Genomic DNA, 17906 nt, shown 5'->3' on the forward strand with positions numbered 1-17906 from the left:
CATAAAAAAAGAAGGAATTCATCAAGAATCCCTTACCTTTACGTATAAACCCGTATTAACCATTGTGTTGAGTTATGGAAGAGTTAAAAAAGGAATCCCTCCCTGCCTGGCTCTTATAGAACCTTCTTCTCACGTTTCGTCATTCGATTCTCCTCAACAAACTGACAAAACTCAGGAATGGATGTGAATAAGAAATCAGGCATGGTTTTAAAATCCGATGTTTGCACGGTGCTGAACCATTGTGCAGCGACTATTGGTACACCAGCGGAAGCGCCCGCGGCCATGTCGGATTCACTGTCGCCGACGAAAAGGACCTCTGAAGCCTTGTTTTGCAAAAGCTTCATACATTTCTCGACGCCTTCCTTATCAGGCTTTGGATTCTTCACATCATCTCCCGCGATTGTCACATCGAAATAATCATAAATGCCAAGTGCTTCTAATGAGAAGGTAAGCGCCCGTCTGCTTTTCCCCGTTACGATTCCTAGGTTGAGGTCCATTTCCTTAAACTGATCGAGCATTTGCTGAATATTCTCCAGCCCCTCGAACTCCCCGTCATGTCCCTTTTCATAATGATCATAATAATCCTCAATCGCTTGCTCCAGCTTATTCTTATTCTTAAGATGCTTTCTTAGCAACTCATCTTCAATTGGTCCGAACAGGCGGACGATTTCTTCATCGGACATTTCCTTGTCATCATATTTCTTGAAAACATACTTAAACGCTGCAAATGATGCAGGCAGAGTGTCCGCAATCGTTCCATCAAAGTCAAACAATATCGTTTTTAGCCGCATCCTCCATCTTCCTCTCCTGTATATAACTCTATTCCTTCTATACCCAAACTAAAGCATGCTTAATACGGTTGCTTAGTTAAACGCTGCATTAGATGTAAAAAGCCTATCCTTCCCTTTATATCCGCTTATTAAGTTTCGTTAATTCGTTTTTTCTGTATTTGATAGTTCCACCCAAAAAGGATAAAGACCAATGACCAAGGGGATCAGCAATATCCAGATATAGAGAATAATCATTGAGGGGCCAAAGGAGAGATTCCATATATTTAGCAGCGTAATCGGCAGAAACAAAATTAAGGCGCTTCTTAGCCTTGTAGCCCTCGTAATGTATTGCTTTTTCTCGCAATAGGGACAATACATTCCATTATCTAACGTAAAAGATTTCTTGAAGGTTTGCTTCCATGTCCATTTTTGGTGACAATTCTGACAAACAGGCATATGCTCTCCCTCTCTTTCTCTTCGTACTTTCTCCCTGCCATCTGGAATGAATGGAGTTTGGAGGATTCTACCGGTATTTTTTTGAGACAATGAATTCAGTCACAGGCATGATTATCCACGCAAGCGCAAAGACAATCACAAGCGGGATATTTTCGATCTCATTCATTGCCTTTACTCCTTCAGAAGCGATCAAAACAATTAATATCATGACCAATAATACGTAATAGCTTATTTTGGCGCTTATTAAGGTAATCTGCTTTTCTCTTTCGTCTTTATCACCTTCATTTTCCCCATCTATTTCACCCCAGGTTAAAGAATGAAAGAAGAAGCCGATTCCTAAAGCGACAAAGAAGATCGTAGAGGCGGTAATGATTTCTTTTGTCATCCATTCATAAATACCAAAACCGCCTATCGCTATAATGACCACTAAAGAACCAATTACACTCACTCTTTTGACTGCCAGCATTTCTTCCGTTCCCTTCACTCTAAATCAATTGGACAAACCCTATGCTTAAATAATTCTCTGTAAAAGTGAAGAACCCTTCCCGGTTTTCTCATGAATCATAAAAGTTAAAACTTAACTTGCTGAATAAATGGATGCCATGTAAATTCTATTTTTGTCTTTTGCCTTCACAAGGAAAGTCATGCAGCAAACATGTCCTAAGCAATAAAAAAAGTCCGAGCCAGCGACAGTCGGACGAATCTTCAAGCGATGAAGGTTTGGAATAGATGTACAGTTAAAATTGCTGTAAATACGCAACCGACTGATGTCAGTAAGATGATTCTTTGATTATCTTGCCTTTCCTCTGGTTTAATTAACTCATAGATTTGTACAATCCACAGTACAGTCGTTACAAGTGCAAGGATACCAATAGACAACCGTTCACCCCCTAGAGTTCCTCAGGACAGAAAGTCAACTAACTCACACGCCTTAATTTACCATCAGATCCTGTACAATCACAAAGAATATAAATACCGAAAGAATCAGAAACAAATAGCCACCCGCTCTTTTTCGGTCTTCCTTCAGCTCGGTTAAACCCATGGTCAACATAAGCGCGCCCAACAAAAACATTGAATAAGGCATAAACATGAAGTTTTGGATGATTAAACCATATGCCGATAAGACGATAACGGCACCAGCTAAAATAGTTTGCAAAAGTTTCAGCATATTCGCCTCCATCTGATTCGTCTTTCAAGCGTCGATATAATCATTATAACATCTATTTATCTCATTGGTAATCATCACCAGTAAGTGCGATGTATGAACACTGACCAAACTACAAAGCTCTCTCTATGGCTGGGTTTTCTTTTGGGATACGTAATCTAGTATAATTCCTTCATGTTCCGAGAATAGATTTTTAGGCAGCCGGTCCAGAGAAAAAAATGAATTCCCCAGTGACTCTGAATTATAGTTTACTAAATCCCCTTCATACTCATTACAAGTGAACAGGATTAGAACCATAGAGACTTGATCGCCATTAGAAAATGTTTTATCATATTCTGCTCCAGAATATACGCCAAACAAATCAAGTTTCCCTAAACGCAGTCCTGTTTCCTCAAACACTTCCCGTCTTGCCGTATCTTGTACGGTTTCACCCAATTCCATAAAGCCGCCTGGAAGCCCCCATTTCTCGTTATCCATCCGTTTTTGCAGAAGCAATCGATTTTCTTGGTCAAAGACGAAAGCACCAGCCACGACCATAATAACTTTTTCTTTTCCAACCAGCGACCTTAAGTGCCTTATGTAATCCATCTCTTCCCCTGCCTCCATCTATTATGGTGTTAGTATGTTAGGATAATCAGCTGCTGTTGCATTGAATTTATGTACCCCTAATGAGTTTTGTGCCTGTTTTTCCAAATCAGCAAGGTTGTCAAACGGGCTAGCCGATAATTGCGTGAAGACACCTTGATTCCTATCTTCAACCCTGTACCAAGGAAATTCATCAAAGGCTTTGTCTTGATTCAAATAGTTCACAAAGACGGGAGAATAGTAATTTAGCCAGAAGATACCCGGTATTCAATTGGTTAATGTTCCGGTTATATGCTGCCTATCCTTCGCTTCGGCTTCCGTTACATAGCCATACACAGCTTCAAAGCAGTCCACTAAATCCTCAAACAATGCTTGTATATCATGCTTTATTTGATTAAATACTTTTTTATTCATATAGACAGTTACATCGTTCAGCATTAAATCCGTCGGGTGCAGCCACCAAGTAGTACTAAACCAATATCCCTTGCTACGACCTAACATGCTTCCGTATTTCCCAATCATCTCATCAATTGTCCTATCATATATACCAGGTTCCTCAAGCGTCCACATCTGTATGGCCTCATTCATTGTAAATGGCTTCCTGACAGGTTCAAACAGTCCGATTTTCTCTATGTTCAATCCGTATTGATTCAAGAGCTCGAAAAACGTTTTTGCGTATTTTTCAGTACCAATGTGCTTGACAGAATAAATGTTTATAAAAACCCCCATAGTTCACCTTATATCCATAATGTTTTCCTATTTTACTATTTCGATATTCTTTTACCAAAGTCCTTTATTTACTGACCGAGGCAATAAAGAATTATTTTTATAGAATCTATACATCTGTTTAGCGTATCGCTTGCATCAACTCTTCTATATATTCCCTTAGCCTTGCTAGTTCACTTTGATCAAACCTGCATATATCCTTTGTATCAGAATAACAGCTCAATACCTTTTTAATCGTAATCCCTATTTCTTTCGGCATCTCTTTGATCGCCCATATACCTGCTTCTTGCTTGGATGATATAACTCCCTCTTTTGCATACCAATACACTCTAATTAAATTTAATGAACAATAGATGGGGTCCTTTTCAAGTCCCAGCAAACACTCCTGATAATCTGCTAAAATAGACGATAAATAATCAGACCTTGGGACCAAAGGAAATACCTCACCTATAGACGCCCCCTCTATACATATGCCTCTTGAATGAATAATAGTTATATGGGCTGCCAAATCTGCATCGGTACGAGGATTACTATTTAATAACCCGGCGGTACCATTCAATAACTCTTCCGTATATCGCTCTCTCCAAAACTCACTATAATGAAAATCAAACGGACAAGGATACTGCCATTGTCTTAATTGATCCTTACATATAAAACTGACCTCAATCGGGTACGGAGAATTAGAATCCCGCAGAAAGAGACGAATTAATTCTCTTTTCACTTCACTCCCCATTGATTCCTCCGTAATAACCAAAATATCAATATCACTGCTTTTAGGATTAAATCCGCCCATCGCTAAAGAACCGTGCAAATATAAACCCGCGTAGTTTCCATTAAGAATCCCCTTTATATTTCGATTATGATTATGGACGAAATCCTTTATTTCTTGTGGTGCCGAATGCCAACTATCCTCCATCTCCCCATCCCCTTTCTTGTTTTACTTTGTCAGTCTAGTCACAAGAGCACTCTTTGAATAATGGCTGAATTAGTGAGATTAACCATGCTTTCTTGAAAATTATTGACTGCCTTGAAACTTATTGACCTAATTTTCATTTTCTTAGACTATTATCGTAACATTAAAAAAGAGAGACAGCGTATACTGTCTCCTTGTTTCGATAATGCCCCAGTATATATTTCACAAACTAATCAATCCAGGTGAGATGTACTATTAGCAAATTTTACGATTTTCATACCTTTGTAATAATCCAAGAAATGAATACCTGTATTATTTGAGTGTTCCATTTATTATTTTCATTCGGTATCTGAAGAAAACTTTCAATAATCTCAATCATACCCCTGACTTTTCAGATGCTATCACTCTAGTCTTTTAAGAATGAATATGTACCCTATTACAATTTTTAGGAAATTAGGTTATCATTTAATCTATAATTACCCATAAATTTTAGGAGGAATGAATTTGCTCTCAAATGAATCTTTTAATTATATTAATTATATTTTTATCTTCTTAATCATCATTCAGGTAGGTTTGCTTATTTCAATAACCTTAATGAAAAGCAAAGAAAAATCAATTAATTGGTTTACCGTTATTAGTGCATCTTGCATTTCTATTGTTGTTTCCGGCTTACTTCTAATCTTTTTAGGTTATGCTGCTGACGAGATAAATTTAGATGTAAATAACTATACTTATATGACCATTGCCATTATTGTATTATCAGTGATCAATTCGTTGAACTCATACAAAAGCAAGTAGTAGCTCAACTCAAAAAGGCATTAACCCTTCTCGGTAATGACCCATATAGTTCAGTTCAATAAAAGATGGTTAATCAAAATGTTTCCACTCTCTTTTCAACATACTAAATATGATTAAATTCTCATAATGGTCATATAACCATTGGCCTTCACGCTTTATTCCTTCTTGAGTAAATCTCAATTTTTTAGGGATAGCTATACTCCTGTGATTATTTTCTGCTACCTGTATTTCAATTCGGTTTATCTCCATCTCTTCAAAAAGATAGTTCACTAATGCTCTAACACATCGAGTTACAATTCCTTTTCCTTGATATTGTTCAGCAAGAAAATACCCAATACTCGTTTCGCGATTTTTCCAATCAATAAAATGCAAACCAATCATTCCCACTAATGTGCCATTATATCTAATTCCAGCATCGAAACCATTGTTATTTGCGTAATTGGTTATCCATAAAGGTATGATTGATTCAAAATCCTGTGCAGATTTCCTTTTATCAACCCATAGTAGCCATTTTCTTAAATGTTCCCTATTGTTATCTATTAAGTTGAACAGCTCCTCTTTATGTTGTTGCTGCAGCATTTCAATATCTATTTGATCATCTACATTAAAAGAAAACATTTATCCCATCCCCTAATTCTATTAATTACTTTAAAATTCGATTGAATTTAAATAAGTCCTTCTTCAGCTAACCTGTCCCATTAGCAGCATTAAAGGCTGTCTATTAAAGACAGCCTAGAGGACTTATTTCGAAGTATTCCGTTAGCGGAACCTTTCTCCCTTCTCTATCCCATTTATGATATGTATCAAAGACCTGTATCACATTATTATTTGCATGAACCTCTACTAGATACCTTACAGAAAGATAACTACGCCAATAATCAAACATAATACTTGAAAGGCTGCCTCGATATGAACTGGTACCAAAGTCTTCTAATGAATGTTTACCATATTTCCCTTTGAATGCTTCGCATAATTGAATTTCTGTATTTGTTATTTCATTGAATTCCTGATCACTTAATAATAATTTTCTAGGCAGATAAAAACACATACCCTCCTCAAACCAAATACTGTTTTCCCTTGCATCTTCAAATTCATCTATAAATAAATCAGAATGGTGAGTTAATTCGTGTGCGAGTATAATGAATATCTGATTTTCAGAGAAGCTTTCATAAAATTTTTGAACATCAGGAAGTTCCTTTTCGTCTAATTGTCTTAGTAAGAGTTTTCTCCAGCTTTCTACATCAGGGGACATATAGATTAAATCTTTATTCGTGTAGGCTGGTATAGGTATATTGGAAAATACCTTAGTCGCTAATTCTTCGTTCGTCCATAAAATGCCTTTTGGAAGTTCTGTTAAACCATATTGTTGCTCTAGTATAATTCGGTATTCGCTCAGTTTCTCAACAAATCTTTGAATAACATCTTGATACTTTAAAAATTCCTCTTTCCTTTCGAAAGCGTATATTTGTTTCATTTAAGTCTTACTTCCCTTCGTTAAAAGCAAAGCCCTTGATACTATAAGTAGTTCGACATAATAGGCTTTTATCCTTCGTCCGCTAACCTGCACCGTTTACGGAAGAAGAAAAAATCACAGTTCTGAGTAACGAAGTGTCATCAATGGTTTTGTTAATACCCTAAGTGCAGCTGTTATCCCAAATTTTTGGGGTTGTCCACATTAAAAGAAAGTATGCTTCCACAGTCCCTGCAATACTCTACGGAAATAGAAGATGGCTTCTTCCTTAAATTGTTTTCTGGATACAAATAAACTTCTCCAACAGTAGCTCCCAACACGCCTTTTCTAATTTCTTCACTATTACAATGTACACACCTATTGGTTTTTATGGGTAAAACCTCCATTTCCGCAATGCCTTTATTAAGCTAACTACCCCTTTTCTTCAATAAGGAATTCAACAAAAAAAGCATTAATCCTTCTCAGATCACTGCCCTAGTTCGTATCAGAATAACTTTATATAGTAACCATCGATGTACCACTTAAATAAGCGTAAATTTTAATTATTTCGCTCTTCTCATGTCCTATCAAATTTTAAATAACCTCTAAAAATACCTCATTACTCAATAAAGTGCTGGCATAACAATAGTTCATTTTCCTTAACCAAGACAATCACAGACTGATTCGAAAACTAAAACGTAACTATCTGAACTTATTTACGAAATATGCTAATATTATTAATCCTCCAAATACCAATAAAAAACGGAACCACTTTGGCGTTATTGAATGCCATATAACATAAACTTGCTGACCTAATTTATTGTTTCGATTTTGTTCTTTGTTCATTTTTTCCCACCTATCATATAGAAGTTAATCCATTCATATGTACACTATAATATCACTAAGCTGCATCTGTAATAACTTCGACTAAAAGATGTAATTTCTTTTTCCGCTAACCTTATCCTTTTCTTCAATAAATAGATCAACAAAGAAGACATTAAACATTTTTCTTCCAATCACCCTCTTCAAGCTAAATGTTCACCCGACGCACTATGTAAATAAATGGTATAATTCAATTAAGGATATTTTGAAAAGGCGGTGGGTAACTAAAATGGAGCTTTTAATCGGTCTAATTATTGCAGGATTGGTGATCGCATTATATATTAGATATTTTGTGAAAGGTACAGCAATTCTATTAGATAGAAAAGCAATGCTAGAGGAAAAAACAAAAATGGTAAGTTGTACAAAATGCCATACAAAGATGAAAAGACAACAATATGATCAACAATGTCCAAATTGTAGAGCACTTTTTTAAAACCATTCAGATTTAGTCTGAATGGTTTTAATGATTAATTAAGTTCCCATACGTTCTGAAATAGACTATGGATTTCTCATTCATAAAGGCACCAGAATTGGTTATTGAGCTAACTACCCCCATTAACACCATAAGAAAAGACCGTCAATATACCAGCAATGCTTAATGTTTAACTACTTGATTCTTAAAGAAAAGCAAACCCCACCAAACTAATATGTATAGATAACTAATTATTATATAAAGGGCCCACAAAGATCCTTGCTGCAAATGAGTAACTAAGTGTTCAAATTCATTTACCCCATACTCTCTGCCAATGCTATTGATTATAGCTATAAAAGGTGTAGTAAAAATAAGTACAATCGTTATAATTGACAAGCCTTTAAAGTTACTTTGTTTAATACTGATAATTGCTAGAATTAAAGTGAATAATAAAAATGCATAATAACTAGCCCACATCCAATTGGGAAGTGTTTCCCAATACATTTTCCCACCTCCTTAATTTGAAAATTTAAATACTTTAATCAAATAATAACCTGCCTAATAATCCGTCACAAAACGATTTATTTCTTTTTCAGCTAATTGCCCGTTTCATTTAAAAACGAATAGAGCCATAATGCCTTCGACTCTCAAAAAGAAACGAAATGATACTCTCATAATAAGGTATAAATTTTTTTAATTCGATAAGCTCTAAGATTTCCTCTTTTGAAGCCCATCTCACTGCTTGTACCTCGTCAGTCTGTAACGTCAATTCATTCAAATCTATGTCATATTCAATTAAGTAAAAATCATCAAATCCACGTGAAAAGTTAATAGTAAATTGTGGGCGTATCTCCTCGAAGTTATAACGAATACCCAACTCCTCAAATAACTCTCTTGAAGCAGCTTGCTGACTGGTGTCGCCTGCTACAGCACTTCCACCACAAGTGATGTCCCAAAGATTCGGCCAACCTTGCTTAAAGGACTGACGTTGTTGAATAAGCATTTCTCCATTAGAGTTAAATATACAAACGTGTATGACTAAATGAAACTCATCTGATGTCATATCATCTCCACGAGTAATCTGTTTGCCTTTTTTATTACGATGCTTATCATATAAATCCCATTTTTCCACCACTAAGCTCCTTAATATCGTTTTTTCTTAAGAATCTTACTCAATGTTGAAGCAAGTAAAACTTTGCCCCTCAAGTAAACTGTCCCTTTTCTACAATAAGAAATCTAAGGAGCATTAATCCTTCCTAGATTAACCTCTGATAGTCGAACATAATAACTTCACTCTCCAATATTCATTAACCATTTGCGCAATTTTGCCTTTGGATAATACACTTTACTGTTTATAATAATATGCGGAATATCTGAATGCTCTTGTATTAAAGACCTTGCATCTTCTTTTGATATACCCATAAAATAATGGACATCATTTTCCTTTATAAGTTCGTGTTCATCATCCTCTTCAACAACAGAATCAATAAGACCTTTTGCATTTGGATTTTTAAGATTTTTTAGTCCATCTCCAATAAAATATCCTGCGGCCGCAATCCCTATGGCTGTCGAAATAAAATACCATTCCATTATTTTCTCCCCTTAAAAATAGATATTTATATTATCTACGATTAAAATCTGGTTTTGCTCCAGAATATGGATTGAGTGTTTAGAATAAATTAAACACTCTCCAAAGTTATCCTCCCCTTTTCTACATAAAAGACATTAATTTTCCTGGATCAACGCCTTGTATGTCTAAGTGTGCCATCGCTTTATAATATTGCGTTTTTTGGACTTGCTTAATGATAAAACGAAGATTAAGAGCATAAATTCCTTATTCAATAACAATTCCATACAAACGGACGATATTTATAATTTACTAATTGCTAAATCACTGAGATTGCTGATTGTTTCTGCAAACGTTCTGATGGGCCTGTATCCTAACGACCTGATTTTTTCATTCGAGTAGATGGCACACTCCGCTTGACGGTTGGGAATTTGATATTCTTTGCCTAGCGCACTTATCAACTTTATCCTGAAATTTTTTTCTGGAAAATTCCCATCAATTGCATTATAAATGTCTCCTGGTTTCCCATTAGAACAAACCAAATGAATCATTTCTGCCAAGTTATCTGCATGAATCCAAGGCACAATGTCGTTGGGGTGCACCCAAGTTACTTTTTCAGCATCTATCATCCTGATGATTTGTCTATCTCCCCAATAAGAGTTTTCTTCTGAGCAGATTGCACCTGGCCTTAGGATTATTACATTGAGCCCTTTTTGCTTATATTTTTCTAGTATTCTTTCAGATTGAACCTTCGTTTTAATATAGATCTCTTCATGATTTTCTATGATTGGGCTAGACTCATCATAAAATCCCTCGTTTGGTTCACCATAAACAGCCAAGGTTGAAAGGTGAATAAACTTCTTAATCCCTAGCTCCAATGAAATACTCGCAATGTTTTCAACTCCAAGAACATTTGAGTTGACCGCTTCCTCCTCTTCTTCTCCTAAATAAGCTGCACAATGTATCACTATATCAACATCTTTTAATGCCTTATAAAGAGAGTTTCTATTTAGCAAATCACCTTGAACGGTTTGTACCTCTAATCCTGAAATCAAATCTACGTTGCTTTCGTTTCTTACCAACCCTTTTATAGACGCACCATGCTTCAAGAACTTACTCGCGACCCGGCCTCCTAATGTCCCAGTTACCCCTGTAATTAAAACTTTAGCTTCTATATCCTCCAACAAGTCACTCCCTTATCTCTTACATTACTTTTTATCGTCAATAAAATAAATGACAGTAATCTATCTGCATAAAGCTGTACGAACAGGCATTCTTGATTGTGGTAGCACATAGTATTAATTATTCGCTATGATATGTTCTAATCCTTCTTCTGCTAATCTGCCTCGCTTGTTCAAGAAGGTACTCCCTACCTAATCGCCGTTAAATGGATGGCAGCTTCCTATTTTGTTCAAAAATCAACAATCTTTTTACGAAAACAGCCTTTATTAAGCTGATTTTCATTCCTTTTTCTCAATAGCCGCTGATATATAGTTCAATAAATAATCCCTATCTTCCGGATAGGATAATGATAGTGTTTTGATTTCCTCTCCACTTTTCCAGGCGATATCATGAATCAAATTGTCCGGGTCATTAAAAAGTCTATGTCCTTCAATCATTTTCACCAAAAAGTAATGAATTTCATATGCGATATGAAGGTCATCATAGCTTCCTTTTTTCACGGTCAATTCCTGTATGATATCTGCTAGATAGCCTGTTTCTTCCTTCACTTCTCTTATGCAGCACTCTTCAAATGTCTCATCCTGTTCTTTCCCTCCTGATGGAATCGACCATGTTTTCCTCTCTTCCGGTCTTCCTTGTAGGACCATTAATAATTCCCCATGTTCATTCATGCATACAGCTGCTGACCCATACCACTTTTCCATTATTGGTGGCTCCTTTACATTTAATTCTTTCTGCTGAATAAATCACAGACTCCGTGTAGAATCCTCAACTGTTTTGAAAAATGTACGGATCAAAAAATACAAACCCGGAAGCACTATTAACATTCCGACGATAGCGTATATATCTCGGGTACTTAAGTGGAATAAGGAAGATGAGGAAGCAAATACGATTCCTAAGGGCATCGTTACTCGAAGAAAAAGTAAACGAACCGAGCTTAATTGAGATAAGCGCTCTCTCGGTGCTTCCCTTTGAAAGATGGCCGCACTTTGAGCGTTAAATAACGGGAATAGTAGTCCCCCGATAAATTCACAGATCCACGCTGCAGGGATGGAATGGACAAAAAACAAAAACACAAAAGATAATCCTCCGCCAATTAGCCCGATATACATGGTTTGGCTTGTCTTTCGTATTCTCGAAAGAAGCATCATCCCAATTGCATAGCCGATAGGAAAAGACCCGGAAAATATCGCATATTCCCAGTAATGACCACCAAGTTCTCCTCTAATGAAAGGCACGCTTAAGACCATTACTGCACCAACAGCAAATTGGACAGTTGAGGAAAGCATAGTCAGGCGCAATAGCTGAGGGTATTGAAAAAAGATTCGATAGCCCTCCTTCAATTCTTCCCACCAAAACCTTTTCGTCCAAGCAGCCACCGTCTCCACACTGGAAAGAGGAATTTGCAAAAGAGAGAGAAAACTAACGAAAAACAATAGAGCTGATATTCCATACATTAAATACATCGGTGTAAAAATCAATAGAATCGCCGTACTGCCTGGAGCTATAAAACTCATCAAACGAATCGTTCCATCCAATAAGGAATTGGCCTCTACAAGCTTGTCCTCCTGACAAATCTCTGGAAGGAGAGCGAACGATAAGCTGGCGTATATTGGTTGCAGTAAACCCAAAGTGATTTGCAGTACAAATAGACTCAGAATTGCCCCATAATGAGTGCCCATTACAATGCCCAATAAGGGCAGGATATAAGCTGCCGCACGTATCAGCTGGATATTTTTTAACATCCTTATCTTGATCACATGGTTCAAGAAAGGAGCACTGATCCCTTGCAAAATTAATGATGGGATAAAGTAAACGAGCCACATGACACCCATCCATTCCTTTGAGCCTGTTAATTCATACAGTAAAAGGCCATTGATTATCCCTCCTGCTGCACCGCCAAACTCCGAGACAATTTCCCCAACCCAAAGTGCCCTGAATGACTTTGGATAGTTCTTCATTACTTGCCTCCAAGAAATTGCTGCAGCTGCTCGGAGAAACTGTCGATACCACTGTTGTTGACTGAATAAATGCCTTTATGAACCTTGACAAACTTGGCTGATTTTAGAATAGAGAGCTGATGATGCAAGGTGGTTTTTGAAATCGAAAATTGGGTGCTCATTTCTTGAAGGGATAATGGCCCTTGTTGAAGCTGATACAGTAATTTCAAACGAAGCTCATCCCCTAATGCTTTATGGCCGCGCACTAGTTTTTGCGATGGTTTACCTGGCTCCAATAAGTAATCGTCATTCAATGGGTAGAAAAATAGTTTTGTGTCTGAAGATCTAATTTCTAACGTCCAAGGCCGGTAAGATAGTTGAGGGATTAATTTTATATGCCATATAGAGGGCTCAGGAAGATACCTAACCCCGTCCGTGATTCGTTGGATTTCTTCCACAGGGTTCATGAGGTCAATATTTCTGTGTTGCTTTTGTTCATAGAAAATAGCTTGAGTCCACTTGTCCCATTCCTTATAGCAAGTCACCCAATTAGACCAGTTGTCTAACGTATCATGAATGATCTTGCACAAATCTTGCTGCTCATATAGAGCAATCGTTAAAACATACGAGGACAAGTATTCATGAGAATGAAATTGTTTAGCATATTCCTTGAATTGAGCCTTTTGATTATAATTCCGGGCAAGCTCCTTACGATAGGCTTCAGTCTTCCGGCTTCCATAAGGCAAAAGTATTTCATAAAACTCTTCTGAAGACAGGGCATATAGTTGATTCGAAAACTCTTGAACTGAAGACGAGGATAATTTGTTTTGAAGCATAATTAACCCGTACCAAAAATTGGTTTCCTTCATAAACTTTAAGTTATCTCGCAAAGATTGCGGCATGGAATTCTCTTCTTCAGTCCACCTTTCATCTAAATCAAAGGTATGCCGAATACGATCATGTGTATAACCAGCAATCCCGACGATGAGCTCCCAAATGACCGAAGATTCCACTGTAATCGATATGGTCTCAAAAGAATGCGATGCATGAAGCTGTTTCATTTTTAACACCCCTTATAGGTAGTGAGTTAATTCTAAAATAAACGAATATATAATTCAATATATTTTGAATATTTATTATATTTGTCCTCCCTCTCTCAGGATCAGCCTCTTCTGTAATCACGATTCAGTTACCCAATTGCACATTTATTGCAAAGCAATCTCTAATAAAAAACTAAAAGGAGATATATTCTTGATGTTATGGCCTATTGGGGATATTATTAAGGATATCGAATGAAGGAGAACCATAGCATATGTCTAAAAAAGTAAGTCTTCAAGAAGCCATCAAACAAAAGCTTGCTGCCAAAAATCAGGCAAGCCAGAGTAGCAGCCATTCCACTGGCCCTGTCAAAAAGACAAAAGAATTGCAAAGCCAATTGACAAAGAAACCAAACAACCAGCGGAAACGTATGGGTGTTTGATTTTAGGGACTGCGTTTGCAGTCCCTTTCCCATTTTTATAATAGGATGAAATCAAAAAAGCCACCTCCATACAGAAAGTGGCGGTACTTGCTATTGATTCTACTGATGTCATCTAAACTATTATGGCAGTTCCATGATTAACCCAACCAATGCTCAGTGAAGACGGCAATTTAGTATGTCTATCGCCATTAGCTGAATTTATTTGTACTTGCGTAAGAAAAATACTGCCTTTGAAATTAGCACCTTTTATTTCAGCATCTCTCAAGTCAGCTCCAATTAGGTTTGACTTTCTTAAATCTGCTTCTCTTAGAGGTCTGAAGCAATAAGCAGGGCTCACCTCAAATTAAATCACCTAAGGTTTGCACCTCTTTCACTCATAACTATCCATAAGTCGAATACCCTGCTATTGCAATATAGCTATTTTTCTAAAATACAATAATCCTTCGTTTTAAAATACGGAACATCCTTGCTAGACGCAAAATCAAGCAGGTCTTTAAAAACATGGTCGGGAATAAAACTTACAATTCGAATGTTAAATCCTTTATGAACTCGTATAATAGCACCCTTGGCAGACCACCCGACTCTCTTGAATCGGATCTGAATGATTTCATTAGGGGATATTCTCGTTTTATAGATAGGCCATCTAAAAAACAATATTTGATAGCTAAGATAGTCTTCATTTATTTCAAATTGATATTTGATAAATAAAAATGCAAGAATGACCATTGAATATATTAATGCAAAGAATAATAACCATTTAGAAAAATCATTTATGGAAATTACCAATATAAATAATAGGAACAAGCTCCACAACAATTCTTTTTGATTCTTAGCTGTATAAACCAATTGTCTCCCTCCATATTTCAACTGCCCCTTGCGTTCCGTTCCACAAGGCAAACTAACGAATAAGCATATAGCAGTAATAAATGCTGCTTCCTTAAACGTCTTTTGTCAGAAAATCTGTTACCACATCACAGAATAGATTTGCTGCCTCATAATGAGGGGTATGACCGCTATTTTCTATCATAAAAATTTCACCTTGCTGTACATCATTTTTATAAGTTTCAATTTGAGTTGGGCAGGTTACGATATCGTGCTCACCTAAAATCAAAAGACAAGGCAGCTTGATATCTTTTAATAATGGCAAGACGGATTCAAATATCTTCCCCTCCTCTCTAAGTCGGTTATAATGAATGATTGATTTATCATAAAATTCTTCCCACTGTTCATCTGAATATTTATTATAATCAGTTGGATTATTAAAGTTATGAGTATATATTTGCATCCTTTTTTCTTCTAGAAAATCACTAAGCTCCATATAGCCCTCTACAAGTTCTTTAGCTGAACAGGAGGATTCATCAGAAAGTTTTAAACACTTGTCTTGATACTCAGGCATCTTATATTTCCCAAATAAATTGGCTGTTTTTTCGAGAAGTGCCTTAGCTGTGTATGTAAAATCAAATGTTGGTCCTTCAAAGATTACTTTTTCAATAGAATCTGGATACCGAAGCGCATATAGCACAGCAAGATAACCGCCAAAAGAATGACCTATGAGAGACCATTTCTTCACTCCGAGAGAACGGCGAAGTTCTTCACAATCTTCGACTAAATCATCAAGACCAAAGGGTTCATTTTCTCCTATCCCCTCAGACCTGCATACGCCTCTTTGGTCAAATGCAATCAACCGAAAGTTCTGACCCAGTCTTTTCGTTTGATGGTAAGTAAAGTCGAAACAACTTTCCCCAGGGCCTCCGTGCAAATATAGAATGGCTTTTTCAGCGTTTGTATCATTGACCTCCACATATAGATTTTTTCCATTAATCTCTATGAATTGCCCATTCTTCATTCCATCTCATCCTCATCTTCTTTAACTCATAAAATTCATCCACTAATCTATTACTCTTCCATTTAAAGTTCAACATAAAAGGGCCTTAGTCCTGCTGAGGATTAATGCCACCTTTTAGGTGGAAATACGTATCATTACTTCCAGCCTTCTATATTTGAGAATGTTTCATAATCATAACCTGAAATATATGCAAACTCATTTCCGGTTTTTCTTGTATATGCTTTAGATGCCAATGAAAGCAAAGGTTCAAATGAATTGACTTCTGATATATTTTGAGGATTTTCAACTGTTAAATCAAAGTTTTCTTTTCCTTTCGCAATTATAAAACACCTAATATACAAGAATAAATCAGCAGAGAAAAATTCTTGAGCTTCTTCTTTATATGAATGTTTCCCTATATTTTTGGCGTGTTCCATAGTATCTAATAAATAGAGTTTGTTCGCTAGGGCTTCTTCAAATTCTTTTATATCCTTTATCTCCATTTTGGCCAATGCGTTAACAGCAGGTTCCAGTATATCTTCTTCACCGGTTTTTTCATCTGAATTAAGCAGGGAAATAATTAGCCAGAAAGTTTCATCCTTCATCATTTTCTTAGGCTTTTGAATTTTTTTATGTTCTTCATCTATTTTATTTTCTTCTTCCTGTATCTCTTCCACAAACTTTTCTCTATCATATTTCCATCGCCACTCTAAATAAGCTTCCATACCAATAGAACCATCCCATTGAGCTCCGAATGTATTACAAATGATTTTTTGTTTAGTATCAGATACAGGAATATTCCCTATGAAAATAACCTCTTTAGGTTTCTTTCCTTCTACCCAAATCTTCGCCTTATGATTATTATAAAAAAACCGATTCTGGAGAAGAATACCGCTTAAAAGTTCATTATCGATAAATGGTATATCAGCACTAATATATGGAGTTGTGACAATAAGACAGGAATTATCTGCACGGTCAGCAACTCTTATCGCTCCATAATGACCATTGGGTAATCTTACTGCAAAAACATCCCCAATCGATACGGTATTGTTTGACGTTTCTTTACCCATTTCAACCCCCATGATGGAATAAATTCTATGTATATAATCTGGCCCCTAGCTCTGTTACTATATGTCTTCTTCACAACCATGAAAATTGGTTTCACCAGCCTAATGAAGGGAGATTATTGTATCGTATCATATAACTCGACATCTACATTTCCTGCATCATCCCAGCTATGATACTTTTCCACATGCCATTTGTCCTTTAATCTTGTATAGCTATTATCCTCTATCCATTTATGTAATTGTTCATACGTATGCATAATTTTATGATTTTCCCCTGTATGTCTTATTACTGCATACCTTTGAGGCGGAATGGTTAGTGACACCATATCAGAGGGGATATCTTCAAATTCTTTTACTTGCACACAAACCCAGTAACCATCTTCATCCTCTGTTTCATTTTCAACCATAAATACGCCATAGCGGTGCGATGGATTGACTAGCTGTTTGATCTCACCAATACGTTCATTTAAACGAACGGTTGCTTTCGGGATTTCAACGATATATTGGTCACCAGGACATAAAACACGAAAGCCTACTAATTTCAGTTCTTCAAGTTCTTTAATAAATTTATTCATTGTACCCGCTCCTTTCATAGGAACATTTCTACAAAAACACTTGAAACCCTTCTTCCTCCCCAACCAAAACAAAAAAATGACCGCTAAAACGATCATGGATAATCAATCTAGCA

22 protein-coding genes and 1 pseudogene are annotated in these 17906 nt (G+C 36.4%); 3 read left to right on the top strand and 20 right to left on the bottom strand.

Annotated features, from left to right (window positions below):
- Positions 1–113: 113 nt before the first annotated feature.
- The 7 genes from CYL18_RS06905 to CYL18_RS06935 form a co-directional block, all read right to left on the bottom strand.
- Entirely contained in the window at positions 114–791 is a 678-nt protein-coding gene (locus tag CYL18_RS06905; RefSeq protein WP_104848763.1) for an HAD family hydrolase, read from the bottom strand.
- A gap of 138 nt (positions 792–929) precedes the next feature.
- The gene (locus tag CYL18_RS06910) at positions 930–1226 is read right to left on the bottom strand and encodes a TIGR04104 family putative zinc finger protein (RefSeq protein ID WP_104848764.1); all 297 of its coding nucleotides are present in this window, start codon (positions 1224–1226) and stop codon (positions 930–932) included.
- A gap of 67 nt (positions 1227–1293) precedes the next feature.
- Positions 1294–1692: a DUF2178 domain-containing protein gene (locus tag CYL18_RS06915; RefSeq protein ID WP_104848765.1), complete on the bottom strand. Its 399-nt coding sequence runs from the start codon at positions 1690–1692 to the stop codon at positions 1294–1296.
- Between the two features lie 465 nt (positions 1693–2157).
- Positions 2158–2394 carry a DUF3953 domain-containing protein gene (locus tag CYL18_RS06920; RefSeq protein WP_104848766.1) on the bottom strand — a complete coding sequence of 79 codons (237 nt, stop codon included), beginning with the start codon at positions 2392–2394 and terminating at the stop codon, positions 2158–2160.
- A 123-nt stretch (positions 2395–2517) separates the two neighbouring features.
- Positions 2518–2979, bottom strand: a complete 462-nt coding sequence (locus CYL18_RS06925) for an NUDIX hydrolase (protein ID WP_104848767.1) — start codon at positions 2977–2979, stop codon at positions 2518–2520.
- Positions 2980–3243: 264 nt separating this feature from the next.
- Positions 3244–3705, bottom strand: coding sequence for a hypothetical protein (locus CYL18_RS06930; RefSeq protein WP_104848768.1), 462 nt, complete (start codon positions 3703–3705; stop codon positions 3244–3246).
- A 118-nt stretch (positions 3706–3823) separates the two neighbouring features.
- On the bottom strand, positions 3824–4618 hold the full coding sequence (locus CYL18_RS06935) for an aminoglycoside adenylyltransferase domain-containing protein (RefSeq protein ID WP_104848769.1): 795 nt from the start codon (positions 4616–4618) through the stop codon (positions 3824–3826).
- A 501-nt stretch (positions 4619–5119) separates the two neighbouring features.
- Here CYL18_RS06935 and CYL18_RS06940 point away from each other — a divergent pair.
- Positions 5120–5413: a hypothetical protein gene (locus CYL18_RS06940; protein WP_104848770.1), complete on the top strand. Its 294-nt coding sequence runs from the start codon at positions 5120–5122 to the stop codon at positions 5411–5413.
- Between the two features lie 69 nt (positions 5414–5482).
- Here CYL18_RS06940 and CYL18_RS06945 read toward each other — a convergent pair whose 3' ends face one another.
- Positions 5483–6031 carry a GNAT family N-acetyltransferase gene (locus CYL18_RS06945; RefSeq protein ID WP_104848771.1) on the bottom strand — a complete coding sequence of 183 codons (549 nt, stop codon included), beginning with the start codon at positions 6029–6031 and terminating at the stop codon, positions 5483–5485.
- 103 nt (positions 6032–6134) lie between these two features.
- Complete coding sequence (locus CYL18_RS06950) at positions 6135–6887, bottom strand: hypothetical protein (RefSeq protein WP_104848772.1); 753 nt, start codon at positions 6885–6887, stop codon at positions 6135–6137.
- A gap of 1087 nt (positions 6888–7974) precedes the next feature.
- Between CYL18_RS06950 and CYL18_RS06955 the strand changes: the two genes are divergently transcribed.
- Entirely contained in the window at positions 7975–8178 is a 204-nt protein-coding gene (locus CYL18_RS06955; protein WP_104848773.1) for a hypothetical protein, read from the top strand.
- 162 nt (positions 8179–8340) lie between these two features.
- On the opposite strand, the gene CYL18_RS06960 is transcribed toward CYL18_RS06955, so the two are convergent.
- The 7 genes from CYL18_RS06960 to CYL18_RS06990 all read right to left on the bottom strand — a co-directional run bounded on the left by CYL18_RS06960 (position 8341) and on the right by CYL18_RS06990 (position 13907).
- Entirely contained in the window at positions 8341–8661 is a 321-nt protein-coding gene (locus tag CYL18_RS06960) for a hypothetical protein (protein WP_104848774.1), read from the bottom strand.
- 109 nt (positions 8662–8770) lie between these two features.
- Positions 8771–9289 carry an NUDIX hydrolase gene (locus CYL18_RS06965; protein ID WP_104848775.1) on the bottom strand — a complete coding sequence of 173 codons (519 nt, stop codon included), beginning with the start codon at positions 9287–9289 and terminating at the stop codon, positions 8771–8773.
- A 158-nt stretch (positions 9290–9447) separates the two neighbouring features.
- The gene (locus CYL18_RS06970; protein ID WP_104848776.1) at positions 9448–9747 is read right to left on the bottom strand and encodes a DNA-binding protein; all 300 of its coding nucleotides are present in this window, start codon (positions 9745–9747) and stop codon (positions 9448–9450) included.
- Between the two features lie 279 nt (positions 9748–10026).
- A complete protein-coding gene (locus CYL18_RS06975) occupies positions 10027–10908 on the bottom strand; it encodes an NAD-dependent epimerase/dehydratase family protein (protein ID WP_104848777.1) in 882 nt (293 codons plus the stop codon).
- A 276-nt stretch (positions 10909–11184) separates the two neighbouring features.
- Positions 11185–11610, bottom strand: a complete 426-nt coding sequence (locus CYL18_RS06980; RefSeq protein ID WP_104848778.1) for an NUDIX hydrolase — start codon at positions 11608–11610, stop codon at positions 11185–11187.
- 42 nt (positions 11611–11652) lie between these two features.
- On the bottom strand, positions 11653–12867 hold the full coding sequence (locus tag CYL18_RS06985) for an MFS transporter (RefSeq protein WP_104848779.1): 1215 nt from the start codon (positions 12865–12867) through the stop codon (positions 11653–11655).
- Entirely contained in the window at positions 12867–13907 is a 1041-nt protein-coding gene (locus CYL18_RS06990; RefSeq protein WP_104848780.1) for an ArsR/SmtB family transcription factor, read from the bottom strand. The genes CYL18_RS06985 and CYL18_RS06990 overlap by 1 nt, the downstream gene beginning before the upstream one ends.
- Positions 13908–14158: 251 nt before the next feature.
- Here CYL18_RS06990 and CYL18_RS19375 point away from each other — a divergent pair, with 251 nt between their 5' ends.
- On the top strand, positions 14159–14326 hold the full coding sequence (locus CYL18_RS19375) for a hypothetical protein (RefSeq protein WP_201741253.1): 168 nt from the start codon (positions 14159–14161) through the stop codon (positions 14324–14326).
- Positions 14327–14438: 112 nt separating this feature from the next.
- Here the strand turns inward: CYL18_RS19375 and CYL18_RS06995 are convergent.
- The 4 genes and pseudogenes from CYL18_RS06995 to CYL18_RS07015 form a co-directional block, all read right to left on the bottom strand.
- Positions 14439–14636 (bottom strand): annotated as a pseudogene (locus tag CYL18_RS06995) (pentapeptide repeat-containing protein); the annotation flags it as partial.
- A 627-nt stretch (positions 14637–15263) separates the two neighbouring features.
- Positions 15264–16172 (bottom strand): alpha/beta fold hydrolase, encoded by a 909-nt coding sequence (locus CYL18_RS07005; protein ID WP_104848782.1) that lies wholly within the window; start codon positions 16170–16172, stop codon positions 15264–15266.
- 134 nt (positions 16173–16306) lie between these two features.
- Entirely contained in the window at positions 16307–17221 is a 915-nt protein-coding gene (locus CYL18_RS07010) for a DUF4240 domain-containing protein (RefSeq protein WP_161497098.1), read from the bottom strand.
- A 113-nt stretch (positions 17222–17334) separates the two neighbouring features.
- Entirely contained in the window at positions 17335–17793 is a 459-nt protein-coding gene (locus CYL18_RS07015) for a GyrI-like domain-containing protein (protein ID WP_104848784.1), read from the bottom strand.
- Between the last annotated feature and the right edge of the window lie 113 nt (positions 17794–17906).

This window comes from Pradoshia eiseniae, from assembly GCF_002946355.1.
Lineage (GTDB): Bacteria > Bacillota > Bacilli > Bacillales > Pradoshiaceae > Pradoshia > Pradoshia eiseniae.